We start from the raw sequence: 22,325 nt of genomic DNA on the forward strand, positions 1-22,325 counted from the left end.
TCACCGTCCGGCCGGTACCGCGGCCACCACCTCGATCTCGATCCGGGCGTCCGGCTTGAACAGGCGCGGCGCCTCGAACGTCATGCTCGTCGGCGCGGTGCCGGTGAGGAACTCCCGGCGTACGGCGCCGTATTCGTGCAGCCGGGAGATGTCGGTGAGGTAGGTGCGGATGTTGACGACGTCCGCCAGGGTCGCGCCGTGCGCCCCGAGCAGGGCGCCCAGCGCCTCGAAGATGCCACGGGACTGCTCGGCGACCGTCGCGCCCTCGGCGACCTGGCCGGAGACGAACAACAGGGCGCTGCCGTCGGCGTGTTCGACGCGGGCGACCTGGGAGTAGTAGGCGTTGGCGGGCTGCGGGGCGCCGGCCGGGTTGTCCAGGGTGACCTTCATCGTGCTCCTCGGGGCTCAGGCGGTACGGATGCGGGGGACGGCGTGCGCGATGTCGGCGCCGGGGTCCTCGGCCGCGGCACGCCGGAAGTGGTCCGAGACGGCCTGGACGACGGGCAGTGCGGCGGCGCCGGTGGCGAGCTCCAGGTCCTTCACGGCGAGGTCCGTGGCGAAGTGCACGCCCTCGGCGAAGGCGCGGGCCACCACTCCGCCGAGCGGGCTGCCGGCCAGCGCGGTGCGGGCGGTGTCGCCGTCGAGGCCGAGCGCGTCGGCGAGCCGCAGCGCCTCCGCGACGAGGCCGACGCCGCCGATCACCGCCGCGTTGAGGACGAGTTTGAGGGCCGCGCCCGAGCCGAGCGGCCCGGTGCGGGTGACGGTGCCCAGCCGGACCAGCACGTGCTCGGTGGCCGACGCCTCACCGCCGGCGAGGATGCCGAGCGTGCCGTCGGCGGCCCGGTCGGTGCTGCCCATGACCGGCGCGTCCACCAGCGTCACCCCGTCCTTCAGCCGCTCGGCCAGTTCCCGTATGGCGTCCGGGCCGACGGTGGACATCTCGATCCAGGTCGTGCCCGGCCGCAGCGCGGGGACGACGGCGTCGGCGACGGCCGTGAGCGCCCGCGGTCCGGTGAGCATCGTGATGACCACGTCGGCGTCCCGCACCGCCTCCTCCGGCGAGGCACCGAGTACGGCCCCCTCGGCCACGAGCGGTGCGGCCCTGGCCGGTGTGCGGTTCCAGACGGTGAGCGGGTGACCGGCGGCCAGCAGCCTCGCGGCCATGGGCGTGCCCATGCGGCCGAGCCCCAGAAAGGCGATCTTCTCCATGCCGTCGACGCTAGGACCGGGCACGGGATGCGACAAGCGAATGTCTAGCATCGCTGACATGCGCATTTCGCATCCCTACGACGAGACCCCCGACCTCAGCACCGTCTGGCTGCGCGTCTTCCTGGAGGTGGCCCGGCACGGGTCGTTCACCGTGGCCGCGCGGACGCTGGGCTGGACCCAGTCCGCGGTGTCCCGGCAGATCTCCTCCCTGGAGTCGGCGCTGGGCGGCGGCCCGCTGTTCGACCGGCTGCCGCGCGGCGTACGGCTCACCGAGGCGGGCCGCACGCTCCTCCCGCACGCCGAGACCGTCACCGAGACGCTGCGCGGCGCCGCGCGCGAGCTGGCCGACCTGCGCGCGGCGGCCGGCGGGCGGCTCAGGTTCGGCGCGTTCGCGACCGCCGACGCGGCACTCGTCCCACAGGCCCTGGCCGCCTTCCGCGCCCGCCACCCCGGCGTCCGCGTCACCCGGGAGGAGGGCCTGTCCCCCGCCCTGCTGGACCAAGTCACGGCCGGGCATCTCGACCTCGCGGTGGTGTCGGCGACGGGCCGCGCCCCGCTGGAGGTGTGCGACCTGCACCACCTGCTCGACGAGACCCTGTACGTCGCCGTGGCGGCCGGCCACCCGCTGGCCGGGGCCGGTGCGCCGGTGCGTCTCGACCGGTTCGCCGACGCCGACTGGATCGCGGGCAGTCCGCGGCCGGAGGGCACCCTGCTCGCCGCGGCGGTCCGGCAGGGCTTCCGGCCCCGCGTCGCTCATGTCGTCGCCGAGTGGACCGCCAAGCAGGGCTATGTGGCCGCCGGCCTCGGCGTCACCCTGGTCCCGGCGCTGGCCGCCGCGTCCGTGCGGCCGGACGTCGCCCTGGTGCCGGTACGGCAGGAGGACGCCCCGCCCCGGGCGGTGTACGCGGCCACCCCCCGGGGCGCGTCCCCGACCCCGGCCGTGCGCGCCTTCCTCACCGCGCTGCGCGAGGCCGCGGCACGCGTTCCGGCCTGACCGACGGCACCATGGCGCGCGCCACTCGGGTCACGCGATACTGCGCCCGTCCCACAAGTGCGCTCCCCACGGCGACGGAAGGACCCCAACCGCCTTGATGTCACGACGCGTTCGCGCTGCCGCGCTCGGGCCCGCCCTCGCGGCCGTACTGGCCGTTCCCACCACGGCGTCGGCCGCCCCGGCGCCCCTCGCCCCGACCGCCGAGGAACAGCGCCTCGACAGGGCCGTACCGCAGGAGATCCTGCGCCGCTCCGGATTCGACACCGTGACGCCGGACTTCGCCCGGGCGCTGGGCCAGGCGCGCTCCTGGTCGCAGGCGCACCAGGTCGTCGTCCGGGAAGGGTCCGCGCTGTGGCGGCGGGCCGTGGACCGGGCGCAGGGGCGCGGTCCGGCGGGCGAGTTGAGCCGGGACGACGACCGGCCGCTGTACTGGGCGCGGCTGGCGATGACACGGGAAGTACGGCAGTGGCAGCCGGGGTTCGAGCTGACCCAGGCGCGACGCGACGCCCTCCTGGACGCCTTGGAGCGCGCCTCGCGGGGTCAGGACGACGTCCGGTATCCGCACGCCGGCAAGGGGCTCAAGCGGGTTCTCGTCACCGGCTTCGACCCGTTCACGCTGGACAGGGACATCCGGATCTCCAATCCGTCCGGCGCGAGTGCGCTGGCCCTGGACGGCACGGTGATCGAGACGGCCGGCGGTCCTGCGCGGGTGGAGACGGTGGTGTTCCCGGTGCGCTGGCGGGACTTTGAACAGGGGGCCGTGGAGCGGGCGCTGCGGCCGTGGCTGCCGCGGGTCGACCTGTTCACCACGGTGAGCCAGGGCCGGGTGGGGCGCTTCGACGTCGAGCGCACCAACGGGGCCTGGAGGGGCGGCTCCCCGGACAACGACAACACCGGGACGCCCGGCCCGATCCCGGTCACCGACCCGGCGTCGCAGCCGCAGTGGACGACGACGACCCTGCCGTACGCCCGGATCACGGCGGCGGACACGGGCCGTTTCCCGGTGTACGACAACACCTCCGTGACCGAGATACCGGCGGGAGGCGGTGAGCCGGTGGTGCGGCCGGACGGGCCGACGCCGGGGTCGGCGGCGCGGGCCGGGGGCGGCGGGAACTACCTGTCCAACGAGATCGCCTACCGGGCGACGCTGCTGCGCGACCGGCTCGGCCTGCACGAGCGCCTGCCCGGCGGGCATGTGCACACCCCGGTGCTGCAGTTCGGCGCCGGCAACACCGACCCGGCCACGGGCGCGGTCACGGACCCGGAGTTCGAGCGCAACCGGCTGGACATCATCGCCCAGGTGCGGGCGATCCTGTCGGTGGCTGCGGGAGCGGCATAGCGGCGTCGCCGCCGTCGCGGTCGTTCCTCTCGCCCTCGCCCTCGTCGATCTCCTCGCCGCGCAGGTCGCGGGCGAGCAGCGTGGCACCGGCGACCGCGCCCGGCATCAGGAACACGGCGACGAAGGGGACGAGGAAGGCCAGGCCGAGCGGGGTCCCGAAGCCCCAGACGAGCAGCTTGCGCGAGCGCAGCAGGGCGAGGCGCTCGCGCAGGGCGACCCCGCGCCGCTCCAGGGCGACGGCGGTCAGCTCCTCGGTGAGGAAGAAGCCGGTGACGAAGAACCCGATCACCGGGACCACGGTCTGGCCGACGACGGGCACGAAGCCGAGGGCGAAGAGCAGCACGCCCCAGAGCGCGGCCCGGACCAGGATGCGCAGGCTGTCGCGGCCGGAGACCCACAGCTCGCGCCACAGCGGCTGGTCCGACTCGGGCGCGGTGCCGTCGGGGGACACATCGCGGTCGACCCGCTCGGAGAGGCTCTCGTAGAAGGGCTGGCCGATCAGCAGCGTGACGGCGGTGAAGGTGAGCACGGCGAGGAGCAGGCCGAGCGCGAACAGGACGGCGGTGAGGAAGCCGCGGAACAGGCCGAGCCACGGGCTGGACCAGTCGTCGGCGAACGGGGTCGCCCAGCCGACGAAGTCCTCGCCCCCGACGGCGAGCGCGACGAGCGCCGCGGCGTACAGCACGAGCGTCACCAGCCCGGGCAGCAGCCCGAAGCCGTAGCTCTTGCCGTGCCGGGCCACCCATCGCTGGCCTTTGAGCAGATAGCCGAAGCCCACCCCGAGATCACGCATGGCAGCACTCTAGCGAGGCCCGGGGGCCGGGCCCCGCGCGCGGGCCGCTCAGGCGTCGAGCATCCTGCGCAGCAGGTCGCGCAGGGACTCGCGCTCGGCGTCGGACAGGCCGGCCAGCGGCTCGCGGGCGAAGCGCAGGCCGTCGCGCAGGTCCCGGGCGACGCGGCGGCCCTCGTCGGTGGCGGCCGCCAGCTTGACCCGGCGGTCCGCGGGGTCAGGGCGGCGCTCGACCAGGCCGCGCGCCTCCAGCCGGTCCACGATCCCGGTGACGTTGGACGGCTCGCACTTCAGCTTCTGCGCCAGCTTGCGCATCGGCAGCGGCTCCAGGGACAGCAGGCTGAGCAGCCGCGCCTGGGCGCCGGTCAGCGCGTGCTCGCCCGCGGCCTCCTCGTAGTCCGCGTAGAAGCGGGCCACGACGTCCCCGATGAGCTCGACGACCTCCAGGGTCAGCGGGTCGGGGCGGCGGGTCGTGTGTGGGGTGGACATGATCTCCAGGATACCCGCTTACTTGACAACCTGAAATATTCAGGAGCATCGTTGTTTCAGGTACTGAAGTAAATCGAAAGGCCTGTCATGATCAACCGCGAGTGGCACCTGCTCAGCCGCCCCGTCGGCTGGCCGAAGCCCGAGGACTTCGCCCTGGTCGAGGCTCAGGTGCCGGAACCGGGCGAGGGCCAGGTCCTGGTACGCAACGAGTACCTCTCCGTGGACCCCTACATGCGCGGCAGGATGTCGGCCGCCAAGTCCTATGTCGCCCCGTTCGAGCTGGGCAAGGCCATGCAGGGCGGCGCGGTCGGCGAGGTCGTCGCCTCCAACGCCGAGGGCATCGCCGTCGGCGACCACGTCCTGCACTTCTTCGGCTGGCGCGAGTACGCCGTCGTGGACGCCAGGCACGCCGTCAAGGTGGGCCCGACGGCCGTTCCCGCGGTCAAGGTCGACGCGGCCGCCGAGGTCCCGCTCTCGGCCTACCTCGGCGTCCTCGGCATGACCGGCCTGACCGCCTACGCCGGGCTGCTGCGCACCGCCTCCTTCAAGGAGGGCGACATCGTCTTCGTCTCCGGCGCGGCCGGTGCCGTCGGCAGCCAGGTCGGGCAGATCGCCAAGCTCAAGGGCGCCTCCCGGGTGATCGGCTCGGCCGGGTCCGACGAGAAGGTCAAGCTGCTGGTGGACGAGTACGGCTTCGACGCGGCCTTCAACTACAAGAACGGCCCCGTCGGCGAGCAGCTGCGCGCCGCCGCGCCCGACGGGATCGACGTGTACTTCGACAACGTCGGCGGCGACCACCTGGAGGCGGCGATCGGCTCCCTGCGCGAGGGCGGCCGGATCGCGGTCTGCGGGATGATCTCCGTCTACAACAACACCGAGCCGGCCCCCGGCCCGCGCAACCTGGCCCGGCTCATCCAGACCCGGGGCCGCATCGAGGGCTTCCTGGTCGGCGACCACTACGACCTGCAGCCGCAGTTCGTCCAGGAGGTCGCCCCGTGGGTGGCCTCGGGCGCGCTGAAGTACCGGGAGACCGTGGTCGAGGGCATCGAGAACACCCTGGAGGCGTTCCTCGGGGTCCTGCGCGGCGACAACATCGGCAAGATGGTCGTCAAGCTCTGAGGCAGGCTCCGGCCTTTCGGGGTCTTCCGGTATACGGTAACTTCTTTCCGAAATCCGCCGTCGATCGTGGGCGCGAGTCGTGGCGGACCGAGGAGGAAGACAACCGCATGCCCATTTCGCAGTCCGACGTCCTGTACACCGCCGTCGCCACCGCCGAGAACGGCCGCGACGGCCGGGTCGCCACCGACGACGGCAAGCTCGACGTCGTCGTCAACCCGCCGGTCGAGATGGGCGGCAGCGGCGCCGGCACCAACCCGGAGCAGCTGTTCGCCGCCGGCTACAGCGCGTGCTTCCAGGGCGCGCTCGGTGTCGTCGCCCGTCAGGAGGGCGCCGACATCTCCGGTTCGACCGTCACCGCCAAGGTCGGCATCGGCAAGAACGACGAGGGCTTCGGGATCATCGTGGAGATCTCCGCGAACATTCCGAACGTGGACGCGGAGACGGCCGCGAGCCTGGTGAAGAAGGCGCACGAGGTGTGCCCGTACTCCAAGGCGACGCGGGGCAACATCACCGTGACGCTCGTCTGAGAGACGGTTCCTCTCGTCCGCCGGGTGCGGTGGTCGTCCGGGTGCGGGTTGTGGGGGCTGGTCGCGCAGTTCCCCGCGCCCCTTCCGGGTCGGCCCCCGCGCCCGGCGTTCGTGTGTCGCCGTCAGTTGTTCCCGAGTGCCGCCTCGTGTACGGCCCTGACCAGTGCCGTGTTCTCCGGGGCCGCGCCTCCGGGGAAGGACATGCGGCGGCGGGTGTAGCCGTAGGCCAGGCCGGAGCGGGGGTCGGCGAATGCCTGGGAGCCGCCGGCGCCGCTGTGGCCGAAGGTGCCCGCGCCGAGGAACGGGTACCACTGGTCGGCGGTCGCCTGGAAGCCCAGTCCGAAGGCCTTGTGGGTACGGGCCACCAGGTCGTAGCCCACGGAGTGGATCTGGCCCACCTCGGCGATGGTGTCCGGCTTCAGCAGCGGCGGCCGGTCGTCCAGCTCGCTGATCGCCGCCGCGTACATCGTCGCCAGGCCCCGCGCGGAGGCGACGCCGCCCGCCGACGCCGGCCCCTTGGCACGCACCAGGCGGGAGTTGGCGTAGCCCTCCAGGGTTCCCGGCTCGGGGACATGGGTGTTGTAGGCGATCGAGGTCAGCGTGTGCGGCCCGGTGGGCTGCGCGTCCAGCCGGGCCTGCTGCTCCGGGGTCGGGGCCATCGGCTGCACGGTGCGGAAGCGCGGCTCCTCGGACTCGGGCAGGCCCAGGTAGAAGTCCAGCCCGTACGGTGCCCGCACGCGCTCCTCGTAGACCTCCTGCAGCGTGCGGCCGGTGGCCCGGCGTACCACCTCGCCGGTGAGCGCGCCGATGACCAGGGCGTGGTAGCCGAACGCCGTGCCGGGCCGCCAGAACGGCTTCTGGTCCGCGAGCCGTTCGGCGAGGGCGCGGTCGTCGGCCATCTCCGCCGCGGAGAACCCGGCGTCCAGTCCGACCAGCCCGGCGCGGTGGGCGAGCAGCTCCCGCAGGGTCACCGCGGCCTTGCCCTCGGCGCCGAACTCGGGCCAGTAGTAGGTGACCTTGCGGTCCAGCTCCAGGGTGCCGTCCTGCACGAGGAGCGCGACCACCAGGTGGGCGGCGCCCTTGGTGGACGAGAACACGCCGTACAGGGAGTCGGCCTCGCCGCCCGTCCACAGGTCGACGACCCGGCGTCCGTGCAGGTACGCGCACAACTGGCCCTCGTAGTCGGGCCGTTCCGCGGCCACGAAGGACGCGAACTCCGCACGCACCGCCTCGAACCCGTCGGCCACGGTGCCGTGAATCTCCTGAGCCATCCGCTCTCCTCCCCTGCTCTCCGCCCCTCATGGTGCCTGACGGAGATCATGTCCGTGGTCTTCCACGCCGGTCGCACACAGACCGGTACGGCGAAAGACACCGATTCCACTCAACGCCCGGGAGGGGACGCGTCCGTCAGTGCGGGCGCGGGCTCAGGTGCACCACCACAGGAAACGGTTGCAGGTCTGGGTGGGCTCCGGGTCCGGGGCCGGCGGCGGGGGCGTCGGTGCGGAGGAACGCGTGGGCGCCGGGGCGGGGGCCGCCGTGCGGGTCGCCGAGGGAGCGGGCGCGGGGGTGGCCGCCCTGGTCGGGCTGGTGCCGGGCGTGGAGGCGGTGGTGCTCGGGGACGCGCTGTCCGACGGGGACGGCGACGCAGAGGCCGAGGCGTCCGGTGACGCCGAGGACGCGGGGCGGGTGTCCGACGCCGGGACCTGGTGCGGCCGGGACGACTGGTCCGCGTCGGGCTCCGCGTCCCCGCTCGTGGCGCCGTCCGCCGCATCGCCTCCGGCCGCCGCCGGGTCGGGGGCGGAGAAGCCCGGGGCATCGATGCCGAGTTCGGCGAGGCTCAGGCCGCCGGCGGCCAGGACGAAACCGGCGGTGATCAGCAGGGTGCGGCGGCGGCGCCTGCGGTGGGCGGCGGCCTTGCGGTCGCGCCGGCTCCCGTCCGGCTCGGCGGACCGGCCGCCGGCGCCCCTTCCGCCGGCTGCCCGGCGTTCACGGCGGCCGGCCGGCGCCTCGTCGGCGTCCCCGGCGTCATCCTCGGCGTCGTCCTCGACGGCCTCGTCGTCCTCCACGTCCTCCCTCTCGTCGGCGTCCGTGGAGTGCCCCATGTCGTAGGCGACGCGCTCGTCGTACGCGCCGTGCCCGGCGTGCGCCGCCTCCTCGCCGTACGCCCCGTACCCGGCGTGCGCGGCCTGCGCCGCGTAAGCCTGCCCCTGGGCGTACGCGGTGTCCGGCGCGTGTCCCGGCGTCGCGGCCTGGTCGCCGTAGCCGTACGTCGCGTATCCGTACTCCGCCCCCGTGTGCTGCTCGGCGTGGGCGCTCGGGCGCAGTTGTTCCACCGGGACGCCGCAGCCCGGACAGGCGAGGGCGCCGTTGAGGTGGCGGTGGCAGGAGTGGCAGAAGTCCATGACGCGGGAAGACTAGGTGCGCCGCCGGTAACGTTCCTAGGCACCGCTGTGAAGGTTGTGTGGGAAGGCAAGCGTCCGCTCACCGAAAGTCTCGAAACCGTTACCCGTTGGACCCCTTGACGCTGCCGCCGCCCCGTCCTTACTGTCTCGCCAGCATTTCGAACGTGTGACGAAATCTCGAACAGCGAAGGGCAACTGCCGTGCGCATCACCGGAATCAGCACACACGTGGTCGGGACGCCGTGGCGCAACCTGACCTACGTCCAGGTGCACACCGACGAGGGGCTGACCGGAGTCGGAGAGACCCGGATGCTGGGCCACACCGACGCCCTCCTCGGCTACCTGAAGGAGGCCGAGACCAACCACATCCTGGGCTCCGACCCGTTCGCTGTCGAGGACCTGGTGCGCCGGATGAAGTACGGCGACTACGGGCGGGCCGGCGAGATCGTGATGTCCGGCATCGCGGTGGTCGAGATGGCCTGCTGGGACATCAAGGGCAAGGCCCTCGGCGTGCCGGTGTGGCAGCTGCTGGGCGGCAAGGTCACCGACAGGGTCAAGGCGTACGCCAACGGCTGGTACACCACCGAGCGCACCCCGGAGGCGTACCACAAGGCCGCGCAGGGCGTCGTGGAGCGCGGGTACAAGGCGCTGAAGATCGACCCGTTCGGCACCGGCCACTTCGAACTGGACCACCAGCAGACCCTGTACGCGGTCTCGCTGATCGAGGCCGTGCGGGACGCGATCGGCCCGGAGACCGAGCTGATGCTGGAGATGCACGGCCGCTTCTCCCCCGCCACCGCGGTGCGGCTCGCCAAGGAGATGGCGCCCTTCCAGCCGGCCTGGCTGGAGGAGCCGGTGCCGCCGGAGAACCTCAAGGCGCTTCAGAAGGTGGCCGCGAAGGTGGACATCCCGGTGGCCACGGGCGAGCGCATCCACGACCGGATCGAGTTCCGGGAGCTGTTCGACAGCCAGGCCGTGGACATCATCCAGCCCGACCTCGGCCACATCGGCGGCATCTGGGAGACCCGCAAGCTCGCCGCGACCGCCGAGACCCACTACATGCTCATCGCCCCGCACAACGTGGGTGGTTCGGTGCTCACCGCCGCCTCCCTCCAGGTCGGCTTCACCTCACCGAACTTCAAGATCCTTGAGCACTTCAACGACTTCGCCGACGGGGAGATCAAGAAGGTGGTCAAGGGCGCCCCCGAGGTCGTCGACGGCTACTTCCAGCTCTCCGACGCGCCGGGCCTCGGCGTCGAGCTGGACGTGGACGCGGCCGCCGAGTTCCCGCAGCAGCAGGCCCGGTTCGACCTGTGGGCCGAGGGCTGGGAGAAGCGCCAGCCGAAGGGCACGCAGTGACCGGCCACGTCGTCGTCGAGGCGCCCGGCGAGCACCGGCTCGCCGAGCACACGCCGCGCGCACCGCAGGCCGGCGAGGCGCTGGTGCGGGTGCACTCGGTGGGGATCTGCGGCAGCGACCGCGAGGTGTTCCAGGGCAACCGGCCCGAGGGGTACGTCCGCTACCCGCTGACGCCCGGTCACGAGTGGTCCGGCACCGTCGAAGCCGTGGGATCCGGGGTCCCCGGGGGCCTGGTCGGCCGAAAGGTGGTCGGCGAGGGCTTTCGCAACTGCCAGGTGTGCGACCGCTGTCACGCCGGTGAGACCACGCTGTGCAGCGCCGGCTACGAGGAGACCGGGTTCACCCAGCCCGGTGCCATGGCGCCGACGCTGACCCTGCCCGCCCGGCTGCTGCACGTGCTGCCCGACGACGCCGATCTGACGGCCGCCGCGCTGCTGGAGCCGGCCGCCTGCGTCGCGGCCGCCGCGCTCAAGGCGAACGCCCGGCCCGGTGAGCGGGTCGCGGTGGTCGGCACCGGGACGCTCGGCATGTTCGCCGTGCAGTTCCTGCGGGCCGGCTCCCCGGCCGAGCTGCTGACCGTGGGCACGCGCAGGGACCGGGAGGCGCTGGCGCGGCAGTTCGGCGCCACCGACTTCCGCACCAAGGAGGAGGAGCTTCCCGGCGACTTCGACGTCGTGATCGAGACCGCCGGGTCCGCGGACGCGGCCCGTACGGCCGCCGCGCTGCTGCGGCGGGGCGGGCGGCTGGTGCTGACCGGTATCCCGGCGCCGGGCGCGGGCGGGCTCGACCCGACCGATCTCGTCGTACGGCAGCTGGAGGTGCACACCGTCTTCGGGGCGCCGCCGGACGCCTGGGCGCACACCGTGCGGGTGTTCGCCGCCGGACTGCTGGACCCGGTGCCGCTGGTGACGCACGAGCTGCCGCTGGCCGAGTTCCCGCGGGCCATGGAGCTGGTGGGGTCGGGCGATCCGAAGGTGGGCAAGGTTCTTCTGCATCCGTAGGCCGCTGCCGTGAGACGTACGCCGGTACGGGGGGCGACCTGACGGTCTTTCGTACCGGCGTACCACCACCCCCGTATGCCAACAGCCGCGAACCTCGTCCGACATATCGAACGTCCAGGGCTTCTGGACACCAGGACTTTAAGGACAACCTGTGACCGACGCTTCCGCCACGGCAGCCCGCCGGCCCGGTGAGCCCGCGCTCTCCGCGCTCGGCCTGGGCGCACCCGCCCCCGACCCCGCCGACGCCTCGCCGCACACCTTCCCCGGCGGCGGCCACTGGCGCACCGAGATCCCCTCGTGCGAGGGCCCCGAGGCGCTGTCGGTGGTGCTGAAGGAGGCCTCGCGGCTCGATGTGCCGATCCACCGCATCAGCCAGGGCAGCGGTGTGTGGATGCTGAGCGACGCCGAGATCACCGAGATGGCCGAGGCCACCGCCGAACGCGACATCGAGCTGTGTCTGTTCACCGGGCCGCGCGGCACCTGGGACATCGGCGGCTCGACCCGCACCGACTCGCGCGGGGCGGGGCTGCGCGCCCGGGGCCACGACGCCGTCGCCGGCTGCGTGGAGGACGCGGTCCGGGCCACCGAGCTGGGTGTGAAGTGCCTGCTGGTGGCCGACGAGGGCGTGCTGTGGACGCTGCACCGGGCGCGTGTCGAGGGCATCATCCCGGCCGACACGACCCTGAAGGTGTCGGCGCTGATCGGCCCCGTCAATCCGGCGTCGTACGCCGTCTACGAGCGGCTCGGCGCGGACTCGGTCAATGTGCCCAGCGACCTGACCCTGGACCATCTGACCGAGATCCGGAGGGCGTCCGCCGCGCCCATGGACATGTACATCGAGGCGCCGGACGACCTCGGCGGCTACATCCGGATGTACGAGGTGGCCGAGCTGATCCGGCGCGGCGCCCCGCTGTATCTGAAGTTCGGCCTGTCCAAGGCGCCCGGGATCTACCCCTACGGGCACCATCTGCGGGACGTCACGCTGGCCACCGCCAAGGAGCGGGTGCGGCGCGGCCGGCTGGCGCTGGACCTGCTGGCCCGGCACGGGGCCGGGGACGACATGGCCCCGCTCGGCTCCCGGCTGCCCGGCGATCTCCAGCGCTTCGAAACACGTTCATAAATTTTCGCAACCCCCTCTTCACAGAAGACGACGGAGCCGAACACAATCCCACACGACTGTTCGTCGGCCCCCGCACCACCCACCGTTCGCCGGTGCCCCAGTACCACTCCTGACAGCGTTGCCGCACAGCCGCAGTCGGCCGTGCTCGACATCAAGGAAGATGACATGCGCAACCGCAGAGCCGCACTGACCGCGATAGCCGGTACCGCCTCGCTCGCCCTCGCCCTGACCGCCTGCGGCCAGAACGGCGAGGGAGGCAGCAAGGAGGACTCGGGATCCGCCAAGGGAGGCACCATCGGCATCGCGATGCCGACGAAGTCCTCCGAGCGGTGGATCGCCGACGGCAACAACGTCAAGAAGGACCTGGAGTCCAAGGGCTTCAAGACCAAGCTGGTCTACGGGGAGGACGACCCCGACCAGCAGGTCTCCCAGATCGAGAACCTGATCACCCAGGGCGTGAAGGCCCTCATCGTCGCCGCCATCGACAACAAGTCCCTGGGCAACGTGCTGCAGCAGGCCAAGGACGCGAACATCCCGGTCATCGCCTACGACCGGCTCATCCTCGGCACGCCGAACGTCGACTACTACGCCTCGTTCGACAACGAGAAGGTCGGCCGGCTCCAGGCGACCTACATCGCCGACAAGCTGGGCCTGAGTAGCGGCAAGGGCCCCTTCAACATCGAGCTGTTCGCCGGCTCCAACGACGACAACAACACCAAGTACTTCTTCAACGGCGCGATGAGCGTGCTGAAGCCGTACATCGACTCCAAGAAGCTCGTCGTGCGCTCCGGGCAGACCTCGCTCAACCAGGTCACCACGCTGCGCTGGGACGGCGCCACCGCCCAGCGGCGCATGGACGACATCCTCACCAAGTCCTACAAGAGCGCCCGCGTCGACGCCGTCCTCTCCCCCTACGACGGCATCTCCATCGGCATCCTCTCCGCCCTGAAGTCCGACGGCTACGGCTCGGCCGGCAAGCCGCTGCCGGTCCTCACCGGCCAGGACGCCGAGCTGGCCTCGGTGAAGTCGATCATCGCGGGCCAGCAGACGCAGACCGTCTACAAGGACACCCGGGAGCTGGCCAAGGTCGCCTCGAACATGGTCGAGGCCGTGCTGAACGGCAAGAAGCCCGAGGTCAACGACACCAAGACCTACGACAACGGCGCCAAGGTCGTGCCCGCCTACCTGCTGCAGCCGGTGAGCGTCGACAAGACCAACTACGACAAGGTCCTGGTCGCGGGCGGCTACTACACCGCCGGCCAGCTCAAGTAACCGGGCACCCACACGGATTGGAAGGCACGACCATGGCGGGACCCGTCCTGGAAATGCGCTCGATCGTCAAGACCTTTCCCGGTGTCAAAGCGCTGTCGGACGTCACGCTGACCGTCCGCCAGGGCGAGGTCCACGCCATCTGCGGGGAGAACGGCGCCGGGAAGTCGACCCTGATGAAGGTGCTCTCCGGCGTCCACCCGTACGGCAGCTACGAGGGCGACATCCTCTTCGAGGGAGAGCTCTGCCGCTTCAAGGACATCCGGGCCAGCGAGCAGCACGGCATCGTCATCATCCACCAGGAGCTGGCGCTGGTGCCGTATCTGTCCATCGCGGAGAACATCTTCCTCGGCAACGAGCACGCCAAGCGCGGCCTGATCAACTGGAACGACACCCTGCGGCACGCCACCGAGCTGCTGCGCCGCGTCGGCCTCGACGAGCACCCCGAGACCCGCGTCGCCGACATCGGGGTGGGCAAGCAGCAGCTGGTGGAGATCGCCAAGGCGCTGTCGAAGAAGGTGAAGCTGCTCATCCTCGACGAGCCGACCGCGGCGCTCAACGACGAGGACAGCGGCAAGCTCCTCGACCTGATCCTGCAGCTGAAGGACCAGGGCATCACCTCGATCATCATTTCCCACAAGCTCAACGAGATCCGCAAGGTCGCCGACTCCGTCACGATCATCCGCGACGGCCGCTCCATCGAGACGCTCGACGTGGCGGCGGCCGAGACCACCGAGGACCGCATCATCAGCGGCATGGTCGGCCGCGACCTCGACAACCGCTTCCCCGAGCGCACCCCGCACCACCCGGAGGAAGGCACCGCGCCGGCCCTGGAGATCCGCAACTGGACCGTGCACCACCCGATCGACCAGCAGCGCAAGGTCGTCGACGACGTGTCGATCCAGGTGCGCCGCGGGGAGATCGTCGGCATCGCGGGCCTGATGGGGGCCGGCCGCACCGAGCTGGCGATGAGCGTCTTCGGCCGCACCTACGGCCGCTACGCGGGCGGCACGGTCCTGAAGGACGGCAAGGAGATCCGCACCAAGACCGTCGCGGAGGCGGTCGCGCACGGCATCGCGTACGTCACCGAGGACCGCAAGCACTACGGCCTGAACCTGATCGACACGATCAACCGCAACATCTCGCTGACCGCGCTGAAGAAGGTCGCCCGGCGGGGCGTGGTCGACGAGCACGAGGAGCGCCAGGTCGCCGAGGGCTTCCGCAAGTCCATGAACATCAAGGCGCCGACCGTGTTCGAACCGGTGGGCAAGCTGTCCGGCGGCAACCAGCAGAAGGTCGTCCTCAGCAAGTGGATCTTCGCCGGCCCCGATGTGCTGATCCTGGACGAACCGACCCGCGGCATCGACGTCGGCGCCAAGTACGAGATCTACACGGTCATCGACCAGCTGGCCGCGCAGGGCAAGGCGGTCGTCTTCATCTCCTCCGAACTGCCCGAACTGCTCGGCATGTGCGACCGGATCTACACCATGGCCGCCGGCCGGCTCACCGGCGAGGTCCCCCGGGCCGAGGCCACGCAGGAAGTGCTGATGCGCCGTATGACGAAGGACAAAGAGGTAACGCGATGAGCACCGAAGTGACCAAGAGCCCGGTCGCCGCCCCGCCGGGCGCGGGGGGCGGCGGCGCCCCGGGTGAGAACCTGCTCCAGCTGGTGATCGGCGGTCTGCGCCGCAACATGCGGCAGTACGGCATGCTGCTCGCGCTCGGTCTGATCGTCGCCGTCTTCGCGGTGTGGACCGACGGCGACCTGCTGCTGCCGCGCAACGTCTCCAACCTGGTCCTGCAGAACAGCTATGTGCTGATCCTCGCGATCGGCATGATGCTGGTGATCATCGCGGGCCACATCGACCTGTCGGTCGGCTCGGTCACGGCGTTCGTGGGCGCCTTCGCGGCCGTCCTGACCGTGGAACACCATGTGGCCTGGCCCGTCGCCGTGGTGCTGTGCCTGCTGGCGGGCGCGGTCGCCGGCGCGGTGCAGGGCTACTTCATCGCCTACCTCGGCATACCGTCGTTCATCGTCACCCTGGCCGGCATGCTGATCTTCCGCGGCTTCACGGAGATCCTGCTGGAGGGCCAGACCCTCGGCCCCTTCCCGAACGGCCTGCAGAAGATCGGCAACGGCTTCCTGCCGGAGACCGGCCCGAACACCAACTACCACAACATCACCCTGCTGCTGGGGCTTGCGCTGATCGTCTTCACGGTCGTCCAGGAGGTCCGCGACCGCCGCCGCCAGCAGGAGTTCTCGCTGGACGTGGTCCCGCGCAACCTCTTCCTGCTCAAGCTGACGGCCATCGTCGCCGCGATCCTCGTCGTCACGATGCTGCTCGCCAGCTACAAGGGCGCTCCGATCGTGCTGCTGATCCTGGGCGCGCTGGTGGTGGGCTACGGCTACGTCATGCGCAACTCGGTGTTCGGCCGGCACATCTACGCCATCGGCGGCAACCTGCCCGCGGCGAAGCTGTCCGGCGTCAAGGACAAGAAGGTCACCTTCTTCGTCTTCCTGAACATGGGCGCGCTCGCGGCCCTGGCGGGACTGGCGATCGCCGCCCGCCTGAACGCGGCCTCCCCGAAGGCGGGCCTGAACTACGAACTTGAGGCGATCGCCTCGGCGTTCATCGGCGGCGCGTCCATGAGCGGCGGTGTGGGCACCGTGCTCGGCGCGATCATCGGCGGTCTCGTCCTCGGCGTGCTGAACAACGGCATGAACCTCCTGAGCGTCGGCACCGACTGGCAGCAGGTCATCAAGGGGTTCGCCCTGCTGGCGGCGGTCGGCTTCGACGTGTGGAACAAGCGCAAGTCCGGTTCGTGAGTCAACCGGGGCCCCGCTCACCGGAGCGGGGCCCTCTCCTTATCCGTCAAGGAGCCGCACCTATGGAACTGAACAGACGCACGGTCATCGCCTCGGCAGCGGCGGCGGGCATCGCCGCGTCGGCACTCGGCGGCACGGCCGAGGCCGCGCCCGGGGCCGCCTCGCACGGGCGCAGGCCGGTGAAGGAGCACTTCGGCACGCTCGCCGACGGCACGAAGGTGTACCGCTGGTCCCTGGAGAACGGCGGCACCGCCCTGAAGGTGCTGTCCTACGGCGGCATCGTCCAGTCCCTGGAGATCCCCGACCGGCACGGCCGCCGCGCCAACGTCTCCCTGGGCTTCGACAGCCTCGACGACTACGTGGCGTCCAGCCCGTACTTCGGCGCCCTGATCGGCCGCTACGGCAACCGCATCGCCAAGGGCCGCTTCACCCTGGACGGCAAGACCTACCAGCTGTCCGTCAACGACGGCGACAACAGCCTGCACGGCGGGGCCAAGGGCTTCGACAAGCGGGTGTGGGACGTGGAGCCCTTCGTGTCCGGCTCCGACGTCGGCCTGCGGCTGCACCACACCAGCGTCGACGGCGACATGGGCTACCCGGGCACGCTGCGGGCGACCGTGACGTACACGCTCACCCGGGGCGGCGACTGGATCATCGACTACGAGGCCACCACCGACAAGGCCACCGTCGTCAACCTCACCAGCCACGTCTACTGGAACCTGGCCGGCGAGGGCAGCGGCAGCATCGAGGACCACGAACTGCAGATCGCCGCCGCCCGGTACACCCCCACCGACGCGGGCCTGATCCCCACCGGCGAGCTGGCGAAGGTCGCGGGCACCCCCTTCGACTTCCGCCGCGCCAAGCCGGTCGGCCGGGACATCCGGGCCGGCCATCCGCAGCAGGTCCTGGCCAAGGGCTACGACCACAACTGGGTGCTGGACAAGGGCATCACCGCCGAACCCGAGCACATAGCCACCCTGCGCGACCCTGCCTCCGGCCGCACCCTGCGGATCGCCACCGACCAGCCGGGCCTGCAGTTCTACTCCGGCAACTTCCTCGACGGCACCCTGACGGGCACCAGCGGCCGCACCTACCGCCAGGGCGACGCGCTGTGCCTGGAGACGCAGCACTTCCCGGACTCCCCGAACCAGCCGGCGTTCCCCTCGACGGTGCTGCGCCCGGGCGAGACGTACCGAACACGCACGGTCCACCGCTTCTCCGCCTGAAACCGGTGACGGCGCACCGGAGTTGAACGGCGCCCCGCCGTCCTGCGTACTCAAGGGCGGCCCGTGCTCCCCCGCACGGGCCGCCCTTGGACACGGAGGTCCCCTTGGCAGACAACGTCACCTCGCTGTTCCGCAGCACCGCCGCGCACTCCCCCTCGATGGCGGCGCTGGCACGGGAGAGCGACGGGGCGGGACCGCTGGACTTCTGCATCCCCTGCAACCCGTACTTCCCCACCCCGGCGATGTTCGACGAGATGGCGTCCCGGCTGCGTGAGATCGTCACCTACTACCCGAGCAGCGCCGAGACGATCACCGCCGAGCTGTGCGCGCTGCTCCAGCTGCCGCCGAGCTGCGTGGCGATGGGCAACGGCTCCACGGAGCTGATCACCTGGATCGACCATCTGCTGGTCCGCGAGTCCCTGGCGGTGCCGGTGCCCACCTTCGGCCGCTGGACCGACCAGCCGCTGGAGACCGGCAAACGCGTCGACATGTTCCCGCTGCAGGAGGCGGGCGGCTTCGCCCTCGACCTGTCCCGCTACGCCGAGTTCATCCGATCCCGGGGCACCCGCGTTGCGGTGATCTGCAACCCGAACAACCCCGACGGCGGCTACCAGCACAAACAGGCGCTCGTGCAGTTCCTGGACGCGATGGCGGACCTGGACCTGGTGGTCGTGGACGAGTCGTTCCTGGAGTTCGCCGACGCGGAGGCGGACCCGTCGGTCGTCCAGGAGGCCGTGCTGCGCCCGAACGTCATCGTCCTGCGCAGCCTGGGCAAGAACTTCGGCCTGCACGGCGTGCGCTTCGGCTATCTGGTGGCGAACCCGGCGCTGGCCGGGAAGGTGCGGGCGGCGCTGCCCAAGTGGAACCTCAACTCCTTCGCCGAGCACGTGGTGTTCATGCTCCGCGACCACGGCACGGAGTACGCCCAGAGCCTCCAGCAGGTCCGCCGCGACCGCCTGGAGATGACGGCCGCGCTGTCGGCCCTGCCCGGCCTGACGGTCTACCCGTCCCAGGGCAACTTCCTCTTCGTGCGCCTGCCCGTGGGCGCCGAGGGCACCGTGGTCCGCGACCGGCTGCTCACCGAGCACCGGATCCTGGTCCGGGAGTGCGGCAACAAGATCGGTTCGTCCAGTCGCTTCCTGCGGCTCGTGGTGCGCCCCCAGGTGGACGTGCGTCGCCTGGTGTCCGGCCTGGAACAGGTGCTCTACGGGACGTCCAGGAGGGGAGCCGCCGTGCCCGAGCTGGGCAACGGGACCAGCTACAGCTCGGGCACGGCGGCGGTGGACCGCCTGGTCGGCCAGACCAACGGCGGCGGCGTGCCGCTGCCGCCGGCCCAGCCGTGGCCCCAGCCCCAGCCCCTGCCCACCCCGCCGGGGACACCGGCCCGCGGCGGCCTCACGGCGGCCCAGGTGCGCGGTACGACGGGCATGCCGGACGACCTGACGACGGCACCGGCGGCAGGCTGGCCCAACCCGGCCGGCATGGGGCGTGCGGGCTGAGCCACGGGCCGCCTCAGTAGGCGACGGGCCAGCCGCTGCTCCAGTTCAGCAGGTTGACGCCGAGCTTCGGGGTGCCGTTGTCGTTGCCGTCGTAGTAGTGGTAGACGATCAGGTCCCCGTCGACGTCGTTCATGATCGACTGTCCGCCCGGGCCGATGACGCTGCCGTGCGACTCCAGGACCGGGGTGCCGCCGTTGTTCATCAGCGCGACGCCGTTCTTGTCGTAGTACGGCCCGGTGACGGAGGTGGCCCGGCCGACCTTGACCTTGTAGGTGGAGCTGGTGCCGGCGCAGCAGGTGTCGTAGGAGGCGAAGAGGTAGTAGTACCCGCCCCGCTTGACGACGAAGGGCGCCTCGACGGCCTTGGTCCCGGTGGGCCGGGAGGCGAGGGAGTAGCGGGTGGTGTCCCCCGCGTACTGCTTCCCGGTGGACGGATCGATGCGGATCATCTTGATGCCGGTCCACCAGCTGCCGAAGGACAGCCACCACGTGCCGTCGTCGTCGACGAAGAGGTTGGGGTCGATGGCGTTGTAGTCGCTGGAGGTGGTGGAGGTGTAGACGATCCCGTAGTCGGTCCAGGAACCGGGCAGGCCGGTGGTGGACCCCGCGAGCCCGATCGCGGAGGTGTTGTAGCCGAACTTCGAGACGGCGTAGTACATCAGGTACTTGCCCCCGTGGTACGAGATGTCCGGCGCCCAGGCCTCGGTGTTGTACGACGCCCACCAGCCCGGCTTGGCGGAGAAGGCGTCGGCCCCGGCCGTGAAGGCGACCCGGTCGGCGGAGGTCCGGTAGGCCAGTCCGCCACCGGTGGCGTACAGCAGGTACCGCCCGGCGGACGTGCGGATCATCGACGGGTCGTGCACGACGGTACTGCCGGTGACGGTGCCGGGGTTGGGGTAGGCGGAGGCGGTCTGCGGAACGAGGGCCAGCAGGATCGCGGCGGGGACGGCGAGGAGGGCGGCTCTCCGGGACGTGCGGCTCATGGGGACGCTCCTTCGGTGGGGGCGCGTCGTTCGTGGTTTCGAACAACGGTCGCGTCATCGGACGGGACCGTAGAGTCCGACCCCCCGCGCGTCAATAACCCGCGCAGCAACGGAGGTTGGCCCCGCGGTCACCGCGCACGGGACGGTGACCGCGGGGCCCCGCGCCGGCTCAGCGGCCCGGACACTCCTTCCACGCCAGGTGGTACACCGTGCTGATGTCGCCGTCCGTCGAGTCCATCGTCATGAAGCTGACCTTGCCGGGTGCCGAGGTGCCGGCGCTCACGCGCAGCTCCGTGTTGATGTTGAAGTTGCGCTGGACCCCGCAGGGTGCCCAGACCAGCTGGGCCCAGTCCGTGGTGTCGGTGGCCTGCCAGTTGTCGTTGTACGGGCCGGACAGGGGGTGGTTGCGGTACGCCGTGGCCGGGGAGCCCTGGAAGTAGTACGAGGCTCTCTGCGCGCCGCTCGCGCCCTGCTGGAGTGCCGCGAAACCGCGGTAGTCGGCGCTGGCCACGGCGTAGGTGAAGCCCTGCGGGACATGCACGACGAGGTTCAGCTGACAGTTCTTGCGGAACGCCGTCGGGTCGGAGTTGCCTCCGGCCTGGGCCAGGTAGTCGCTGTAGGTCACGGTGAAGGCCGTGTTGTCCTCGGAGACGGCGACCGCGGTGGTGCCCTGGGGACACCCGGAGCCGTTCACCGTGGCGACCTTGATGACGATCTTGTCCGGGGGCGGGTCGGTGAACCCGGAGGACGGGTGCTGAGCCGCCGGTAACGCCGTGGCGAGCAGAGCGGCGACGGCGCCGCTCAGGAGGAGTCCACCAGTCATGGTTTCTCCGTCCGTTCACTGGGGGGTGGCTGTGTCGGACTGACTGTCGAGGATGTGTGAGGGATCCGTGAAGGCGGCCTCCGGCCATTCGCGGCGCCCTCCTGTGACACGGCTGTGACCGGAGTTATGGCTTCCACCACAGCCGGTCGAGGGGGTGGCCCCCAAGATCAACAGATGCGCAGAGCCCGTTTGCCCGCCTCCTCCGTGACAGGTGCCCTCGTCGCCGCCCTGGCCGCCCTCGGTGTCGTCGGCGGTGTGCTCGTCGGGTGGGGCGGCCTCGACACCGTCAACGGGTGCGGGTATCCGGACAACCCGTATCCGTCCGAGACCGCCCGGGACTGGGTGGCGTACGCCGATGCCGTGGTCGTCGGCCGGGCCGTGAGCGAGCGGGAGAGCGGGCGGCGGGAACTCGCCCTGGGTGCCTATCGGTACGACGTCGAGCGCACCGTGCGGCTGCGCGCCGAGTCCGTGCCGTACGTGTCACGGGAGCGGTCCCACCCCGGGGTCGGCGCGACCCTCGACTACGTCGCCCCCGGCTGGAAGGTCACCCGCGCGGGCGGCGACCGGGTCGACGTGCTGACCGGGGAGGCGCCCCGGGTCGTGCCGGGCCACACCTACGTCCTCGCCCTGCGGTGGCGGGAGGGGCGGTGGGTGGCGCTCGGGGAGGGCGGCGTGGTGCCCTACGACGGGCATGTGGTGGGGCGCGGGGAGTGGTGCGGGCGGGTGCTCGGCACGGACGGGTTCGCTCAGGGGGAGCGGCTCGGCCGGCGGGACGACCACAGCCTGGAGAAGGCCCTGCTCGGGCAGGGGGACCAGGCGCTCACGCGGGCCCTGAAGGACGCCCGGCGTTAGGGGTTCTCCCACGCCGCCGGTTCCGCCGCCAGGCGCCGTACCTGCTCCGGGAGGGCGTCGGCCGCGATGTCGGCGACCGTGACGCCCTCCAGGATCTGGCGGACGTTGGCGCGCAGGGCGATCCACAGCGGGAGCAGGGGCTGGGCGCTGCCGGTGTACGTCAGGCCCGTGGGGCGCTCGCCCCTGACCGAGACGATCGGACCGTCGACGGCCCGGATGACGTCCGCCACCGTGACCGCGGACGCCTCGCGGGCCAGCCGGTAGCCACCGCCACCGCCGCGCCGGCTGTCCACGATGCCGGCGCGGCGCAGGTCGCCGAGGATGCCCTCCAGGAACTTGTGCGGGATGGCCTGGGCCGCGGCGATCGTCTCCGCCTTCAGCGGGTCGTCGCCCTCCTGCCGTACGGCGAGCTCCAGCACCGCCCGCACCGCGTAGTCCGCCCGTGCCGAGATCCTCATGCGTTCATTGTGCGGCTCAGCTCGCCGGCGCCGGTGCCCGG

General features: G+C 71.5%; 22 protein-coding genes. 13 read left to right on the top strand and 9 right to left on the bottom strand.

Annotation, left to right across the window (positions count from 1 at the left end; all coding sequences use genetic code 11):
• Window positions 1–390 (bottom strand): RidA family protein, encoded by a 390-nt coding sequence (locus C3489_RS15070; protein WP_103782318.1) that lies wholly within the window; start codon window positions 388–390, stop codon window positions 1–3.
• Between the two features lie 15 nt (window positions 391–405).
• Complete coding sequence (locus C3489_RS15075; RefSeq protein ID WP_103782319.1) at window positions 406–1,209, bottom strand: NAD(P)-dependent oxidoreductase; 804 nt, start codon at window positions 1,207–1,209, stop codon at window positions 406–408.
• Window positions 1,210–1,267: 58 nt separating this feature from the next.
• Here C3489_RS15075 and C3489_RS15080 point away from each other — a divergent pair, with 58 nt between their 5' ends.
• Both C3489_RS15080 and C3489_RS15085 read left to right on the top strand, forming a co-directional pair.
• Window positions 1,268–2,203, top strand: a complete 936-nt coding sequence (locus tag C3489_RS15080; protein WP_258054703.1) for a LysR family transcriptional regulator — start codon at window positions 1,268–1,270, stop codon at window positions 2,201–2,203.
• 97 nt (window positions 2,204–2,300) lie between these two features.
• Window positions 2,301–3,542 (top strand): pyroglutamyl peptidase, encoded by a 1,242-nt coding sequence (locus C3489_RS15085; RefSeq protein ID WP_103782321.1) that lies wholly within the window; start codon window positions 2,301–2,303, stop codon window positions 3,540–3,542.
• Here C3489_RS15085 and C3489_RS15090 read toward each other — a convergent pair.
• On the bottom strand, window positions 3,493–4,335 hold the full coding sequence (locus C3489_RS15090; RefSeq protein ID WP_103782322.1) for an EI24 domain-containing protein: 843 nt from the start codon (window positions 4,333–4,335) through the stop codon (window positions 3,493–3,495). The genes C3489_RS15085 and C3489_RS15090 overlap by 50 nt on opposite strands.
• A 48-nt stretch (window positions 4,336–4,383) precedes the next feature.
• Window positions 4,384–4,821, bottom strand: coding sequence for a MarR family winged helix-turn-helix transcriptional regulator (locus C3489_RS15095; protein WP_103782323.1), 438 nt, complete (start codon window positions 4,819–4,821; stop codon window positions 4,384–4,386).
• 87 nt (window positions 4,822–4,908) lie between these two features.
• Here C3489_RS15095 and C3489_RS15100 point away from each other — a divergent pair, with 87 nt between their 5' ends.
• Together C3489_RS15100 and C3489_RS15105 are read left to right on the top strand one after the other, a co-directional pair.
• Window positions 4,909–5,940 (top strand): NADP-dependent oxidoreductase, encoded by a 1,032-nt coding sequence (locus tag C3489_RS15100; RefSeq protein ID WP_103782324.1) that lies wholly within the window; start codon window positions 4,909–4,911, stop codon window positions 5,938–5,940.
• 107 nt (window positions 5,941–6,047) lie between these two features.
• Entirely contained in the window at window positions 6,048–6,467 is a 420-nt protein-coding gene (locus C3489_RS15105) for an organic hydroperoxide resistance protein (protein ID WP_103782325.1), read from the top strand.
• Window positions 6,468–6,589: 122 nt separating this feature from the next.
• Here the strand turns inward: C3489_RS15105 and C3489_RS15110 are convergent, their stop codons facing one another.
• Both C3489_RS15110 and C3489_RS15115 read right to left on the bottom strand, forming a co-directional pair.
• A complete protein-coding gene (locus C3489_RS15110) occupies window positions 6,590–7,738 on the bottom strand; it encodes a serine hydrolase domain-containing protein (RefSeq protein WP_103782326.1) in 1,149 nt (382 codons plus the stop codon).
• A 153-nt stretch (window positions 7,739–7,891) separates the two neighbouring features.
• Window positions 7,892–8,869, bottom strand: coding sequence for a hypothetical protein (locus C3489_RS15115; protein ID WP_103782327.1), 978 nt, complete (start codon window positions 8,867–8,869; stop codon window positions 7,892–7,894).
• A gap of 200 nt (window positions 8,870–9,069) precedes the next feature.
• Here C3489_RS15115 and C3489_RS15120 point away from each other — a divergent pair, with 200 nt between their 5' ends.
• From C3489_RS15120 to C3489_RS15155, 8 genes are all read left to right on the top strand, one after another.
• A complete protein-coding gene (locus C3489_RS15120) occupies window positions 9,070–10,227 on the top strand; it encodes a mandelate racemase/muconate lactonizing enzyme family protein (RefSeq protein WP_103782328.1) in 1,158 nt (385 codons plus the stop codon).
• The gene (locus C3489_RS15125) at window positions 10,224–11,228 is read left to right on the top strand and encodes a zinc-binding dehydrogenase (protein WP_103782329.1); all 1,005 of its coding nucleotides are present in this window, start codon (window positions 10,224–10,226) and stop codon (window positions 11,226–11,228) included. The genes C3489_RS15120 and C3489_RS15125 overlap by 4 nt, the downstream gene beginning before the upstream one ends.
• 151 nt (window positions 11,229–11,379) lie before the next feature.
• Window positions 11,380–12,348: a hypothetical protein gene (locus C3489_RS15130; protein ID WP_103782330.1), complete on the top strand. Its 969-nt coding sequence runs from the start codon at window positions 11,380–11,382 to the stop codon at window positions 12,346–12,348.
• A 165-nt stretch (window positions 12,349–12,513) separates the two neighbouring features.
• Window positions 12,514–13,620 (top strand): multiple monosaccharide ABC transporter substrate-binding protein, encoded by a 1,107-nt coding sequence (chvE, locus tag C3489_RS15135; protein ID WP_103782331.1) that lies wholly within the window; start codon window positions 12,514–12,516, stop codon window positions 13,618–13,620.
• A 32-nt stretch (window positions 13,621–13,652) separates the two neighbouring features.
• Complete coding sequence (gene mmsA, locus C3489_RS15140; RefSeq protein ID WP_103782332.1) at window positions 13,653–15,203, top strand: multiple monosaccharide ABC transporter ATP-binding protein; 1,551 nt, start codon at window positions 13,653–13,655, stop codon at window positions 15,201–15,203.
• A complete protein-coding gene (gene mmsB / locus C3489_RS15145) occupies window positions 15,200–16,444 on the top strand; it encodes a multiple monosaccharide ABC transporter permease (RefSeq protein WP_103782333.1) in 1,245 nt (414 codons plus the stop codon). The genes mmsA and mmsB overlap by 4 nt, the downstream gene beginning before the upstream one ends.
• Before the next feature lie 62 nt (window positions 16,445–16,506).
• A complete protein-coding gene (locus tag C3489_RS15150; RefSeq protein ID WP_103782334.1) occupies window positions 16,507–17,670 on the top strand; it encodes an aldose epimerase family protein in 1,164 nt (387 codons plus the stop codon).
• A gap of 104 nt (window positions 17,671–17,774) precedes the next feature.
• Window positions 17,775–19,169 (top strand): histidinol-phosphate transaminase, encoded by a 1,395-nt coding sequence (locus C3489_RS15155; RefSeq protein WP_103782335.1) that lies wholly within the window; start codon window positions 17,775–17,777, stop codon window positions 19,167–19,169.
• Window positions 19,170–19,182: 13 nt separating this feature from the next.
• Here C3489_RS15155 and C3489_RS15160 read toward each other — a convergent pair whose 3' ends face one another.
• Together C3489_RS15160 and C3489_RS15165 are read right to left on the bottom strand one after the other, a co-directional pair.
• The gene (locus C3489_RS15160; RefSeq protein WP_103782336.1) at window positions 19,183–20,151 is read right to left on the bottom strand and encodes an arabinan endo-1,5-alpha-L-arabinosidase; all 969 of its coding nucleotides are present in this window, start codon (window positions 20,149–20,151) and stop codon (window positions 19,183–19,185) included.
• A 169-nt stretch (window positions 20,152–20,320) separates the two neighbouring features.
• Complete coding sequence (locus tag C3489_RS15165; protein WP_103782337.1) at window positions 20,321–20,974, bottom strand: DUF4360 domain-containing protein; 654 nt, start codon at window positions 20,972–20,974, stop codon at window positions 20,321–20,323.
• A gap of 174 nt (window positions 20,975–21,148) precedes the next feature.
• Between C3489_RS15165 and C3489_RS15170 the strand changes: the two genes are divergently transcribed.
• Window positions 21,149–21,826, top strand: coding sequence for a hypothetical protein (locus C3489_RS15170; RefSeq protein ID WP_103782338.1), 678 nt, complete (start codon window positions 21,149–21,151; stop codon window positions 21,824–21,826).
• Here C3489_RS15170 and C3489_RS15175 read toward each other — a convergent pair.
• A complete protein-coding gene (locus tag C3489_RS15175; protein ID WP_103782339.1) occupies window positions 21,823–22,284 on the bottom strand; it encodes an Rrf2 family transcriptional regulator in 462 nt (153 codons plus the stop codon). The two genes, C3489_RS15170 and C3489_RS15175, sit on opposite strands and share 4 nt — an antisense overlap.
• Window positions 22,285–22,325 lie beyond the last annotated feature (41 nt).

Origin of the sequence: Streptomyces sp. Ru71 (genome assembly GCF_002920535.1) — a bacterium.
GTDB lineage: Bacteria > Actinomycetota > Actinomycetes > Streptomycetales > Streptomycetaceae > Streptomyces.

What these genes read in the sequence shown, in the direction of transcription:
- C3489_RS15070 (WP_103782318.1), bottom strand. Translation starts at nt 390, where the DNA reads ATGAAGGTCACCCTGGACAACCCGGCCGGCGCCCCGCAGCCCGCCAAC.
- C3489_RS15075 (WP_103782319.1), bottom strand. Translation starts at nt 1,209, where the DNA reads ATGGAGAAGATCGCCTTTCTGGGGCTCGGCCGCATGGGCACGCCCATG.
- C3489_RS15080 (WP_258054703.1), top strand. Translation starts at nt 1,268, where the DNA reads ATGCGCATTTCGCATCCCTACGACGAGACCCCCGACCTCAGCACCGTC.
- C3489_RS15085 (WP_103782321.1), top strand. Translation starts at nt 2,301, where the DNA reads ATGTCACGACGCGTTCGCGCTGCCGCGCTCGGGCCCGCCCTCGCGGCC.
- C3489_RS15090 (WP_103782322.1), bottom strand. Translation starts at nt 4,335, where the DNA reads ATGCGTGATCTCGGGGTGGGCTTCGGCTATCTGCTCAAAGGCCAGCGA.
- C3489_RS15095 (WP_103782323.1), bottom strand. Translation starts at nt 4,821, where the DNA reads ATGTCCACCCCACACACGACCCGCCGCCCCGACCCGCTGACCCTGGAG.
- C3489_RS15100 (WP_103782324.1), top strand. Translation starts at nt 4,909, where the DNA reads ATGATCAACCGCGAGTGGCACCTGCTCAGCCGCCCCGTCGGCTGGCCG.
- C3489_RS15105 (WP_103782325.1), top strand. Translation starts at nt 6,048, where the DNA reads ATGCCCATTTCGCAGTCCGACGTCCTGTACACCGCCGTCGCCACCGCC.
- C3489_RS15110 (WP_103782326.1), bottom strand. Translation starts at nt 7,738, where the DNA reads ATGGCTCAGGAGATTCACGGCACCGTGGCCGACGGGTTCGAGGCGGTG.
- C3489_RS15115 (WP_103782327.1), bottom strand. Translation starts at nt 8,869, where the DNA reads ATGGACTTCTGCCACTCCTGCCACCGCCACCTCAACGGCGCCCTCGCC.
- chvE (WP_103782331.1), top strand. Translation starts at nt 12,514, where the DNA reads ATGCGCAACCGCAGAGCCGCACTGACCGCGATAGCCGGTACCGCCTCG.
- mmsA (WP_103782332.1), top strand. Translation starts at nt 13,653, where the DNA reads ATGGCGGGACCCGTCCTGGAAATGCGCTCGATCGTCAAGACCTTTCCC.
- mmsB (WP_103782333.1), top strand. Translation starts at nt 15,200, where the DNA reads ATGAGCACCGAAGTGACCAAGAGCCCGGTCGCCGCCCCGCCGGGCGCG.
- C3489_RS15150 (WP_103782334.1), top strand. Translation starts at nt 16,507, where the DNA reads ATGGAACTGAACAGACGCACGGTCATCGCCTCGGCAGCGGCGGCGGGC.
- C3489_RS15160 (WP_103782336.1), bottom strand. Translation starts at nt 20,151, where the DNA reads ATGAGCCGCACGTCCCGGAGAGCCGCCCTCCTCGCCGTCCCCGCCGCG.
- C3489_RS15165 (WP_103782337.1), bottom strand. Translation starts at nt 20,974, where the DNA reads ATGACTGGTGGACTCCTCCTGAGCGGCGCCGTCGCCGCTCTGCTCGCC.
- C3489_RS15170 (WP_103782338.1), top strand. Translation starts at nt 21,149, where the DNA reads ATGCGCAGAGCCCGTTTGCCCGCCTCCTCCGTGACAGGTGCCCTCGTC.
- C3489_RS15175 (WP_103782339.1), bottom strand. Translation starts at nt 22,284, where the DNA reads ATGAGGATCTCGGCACGGGCGGACTACGCGGTGCGGGCGGTGCTGGAG.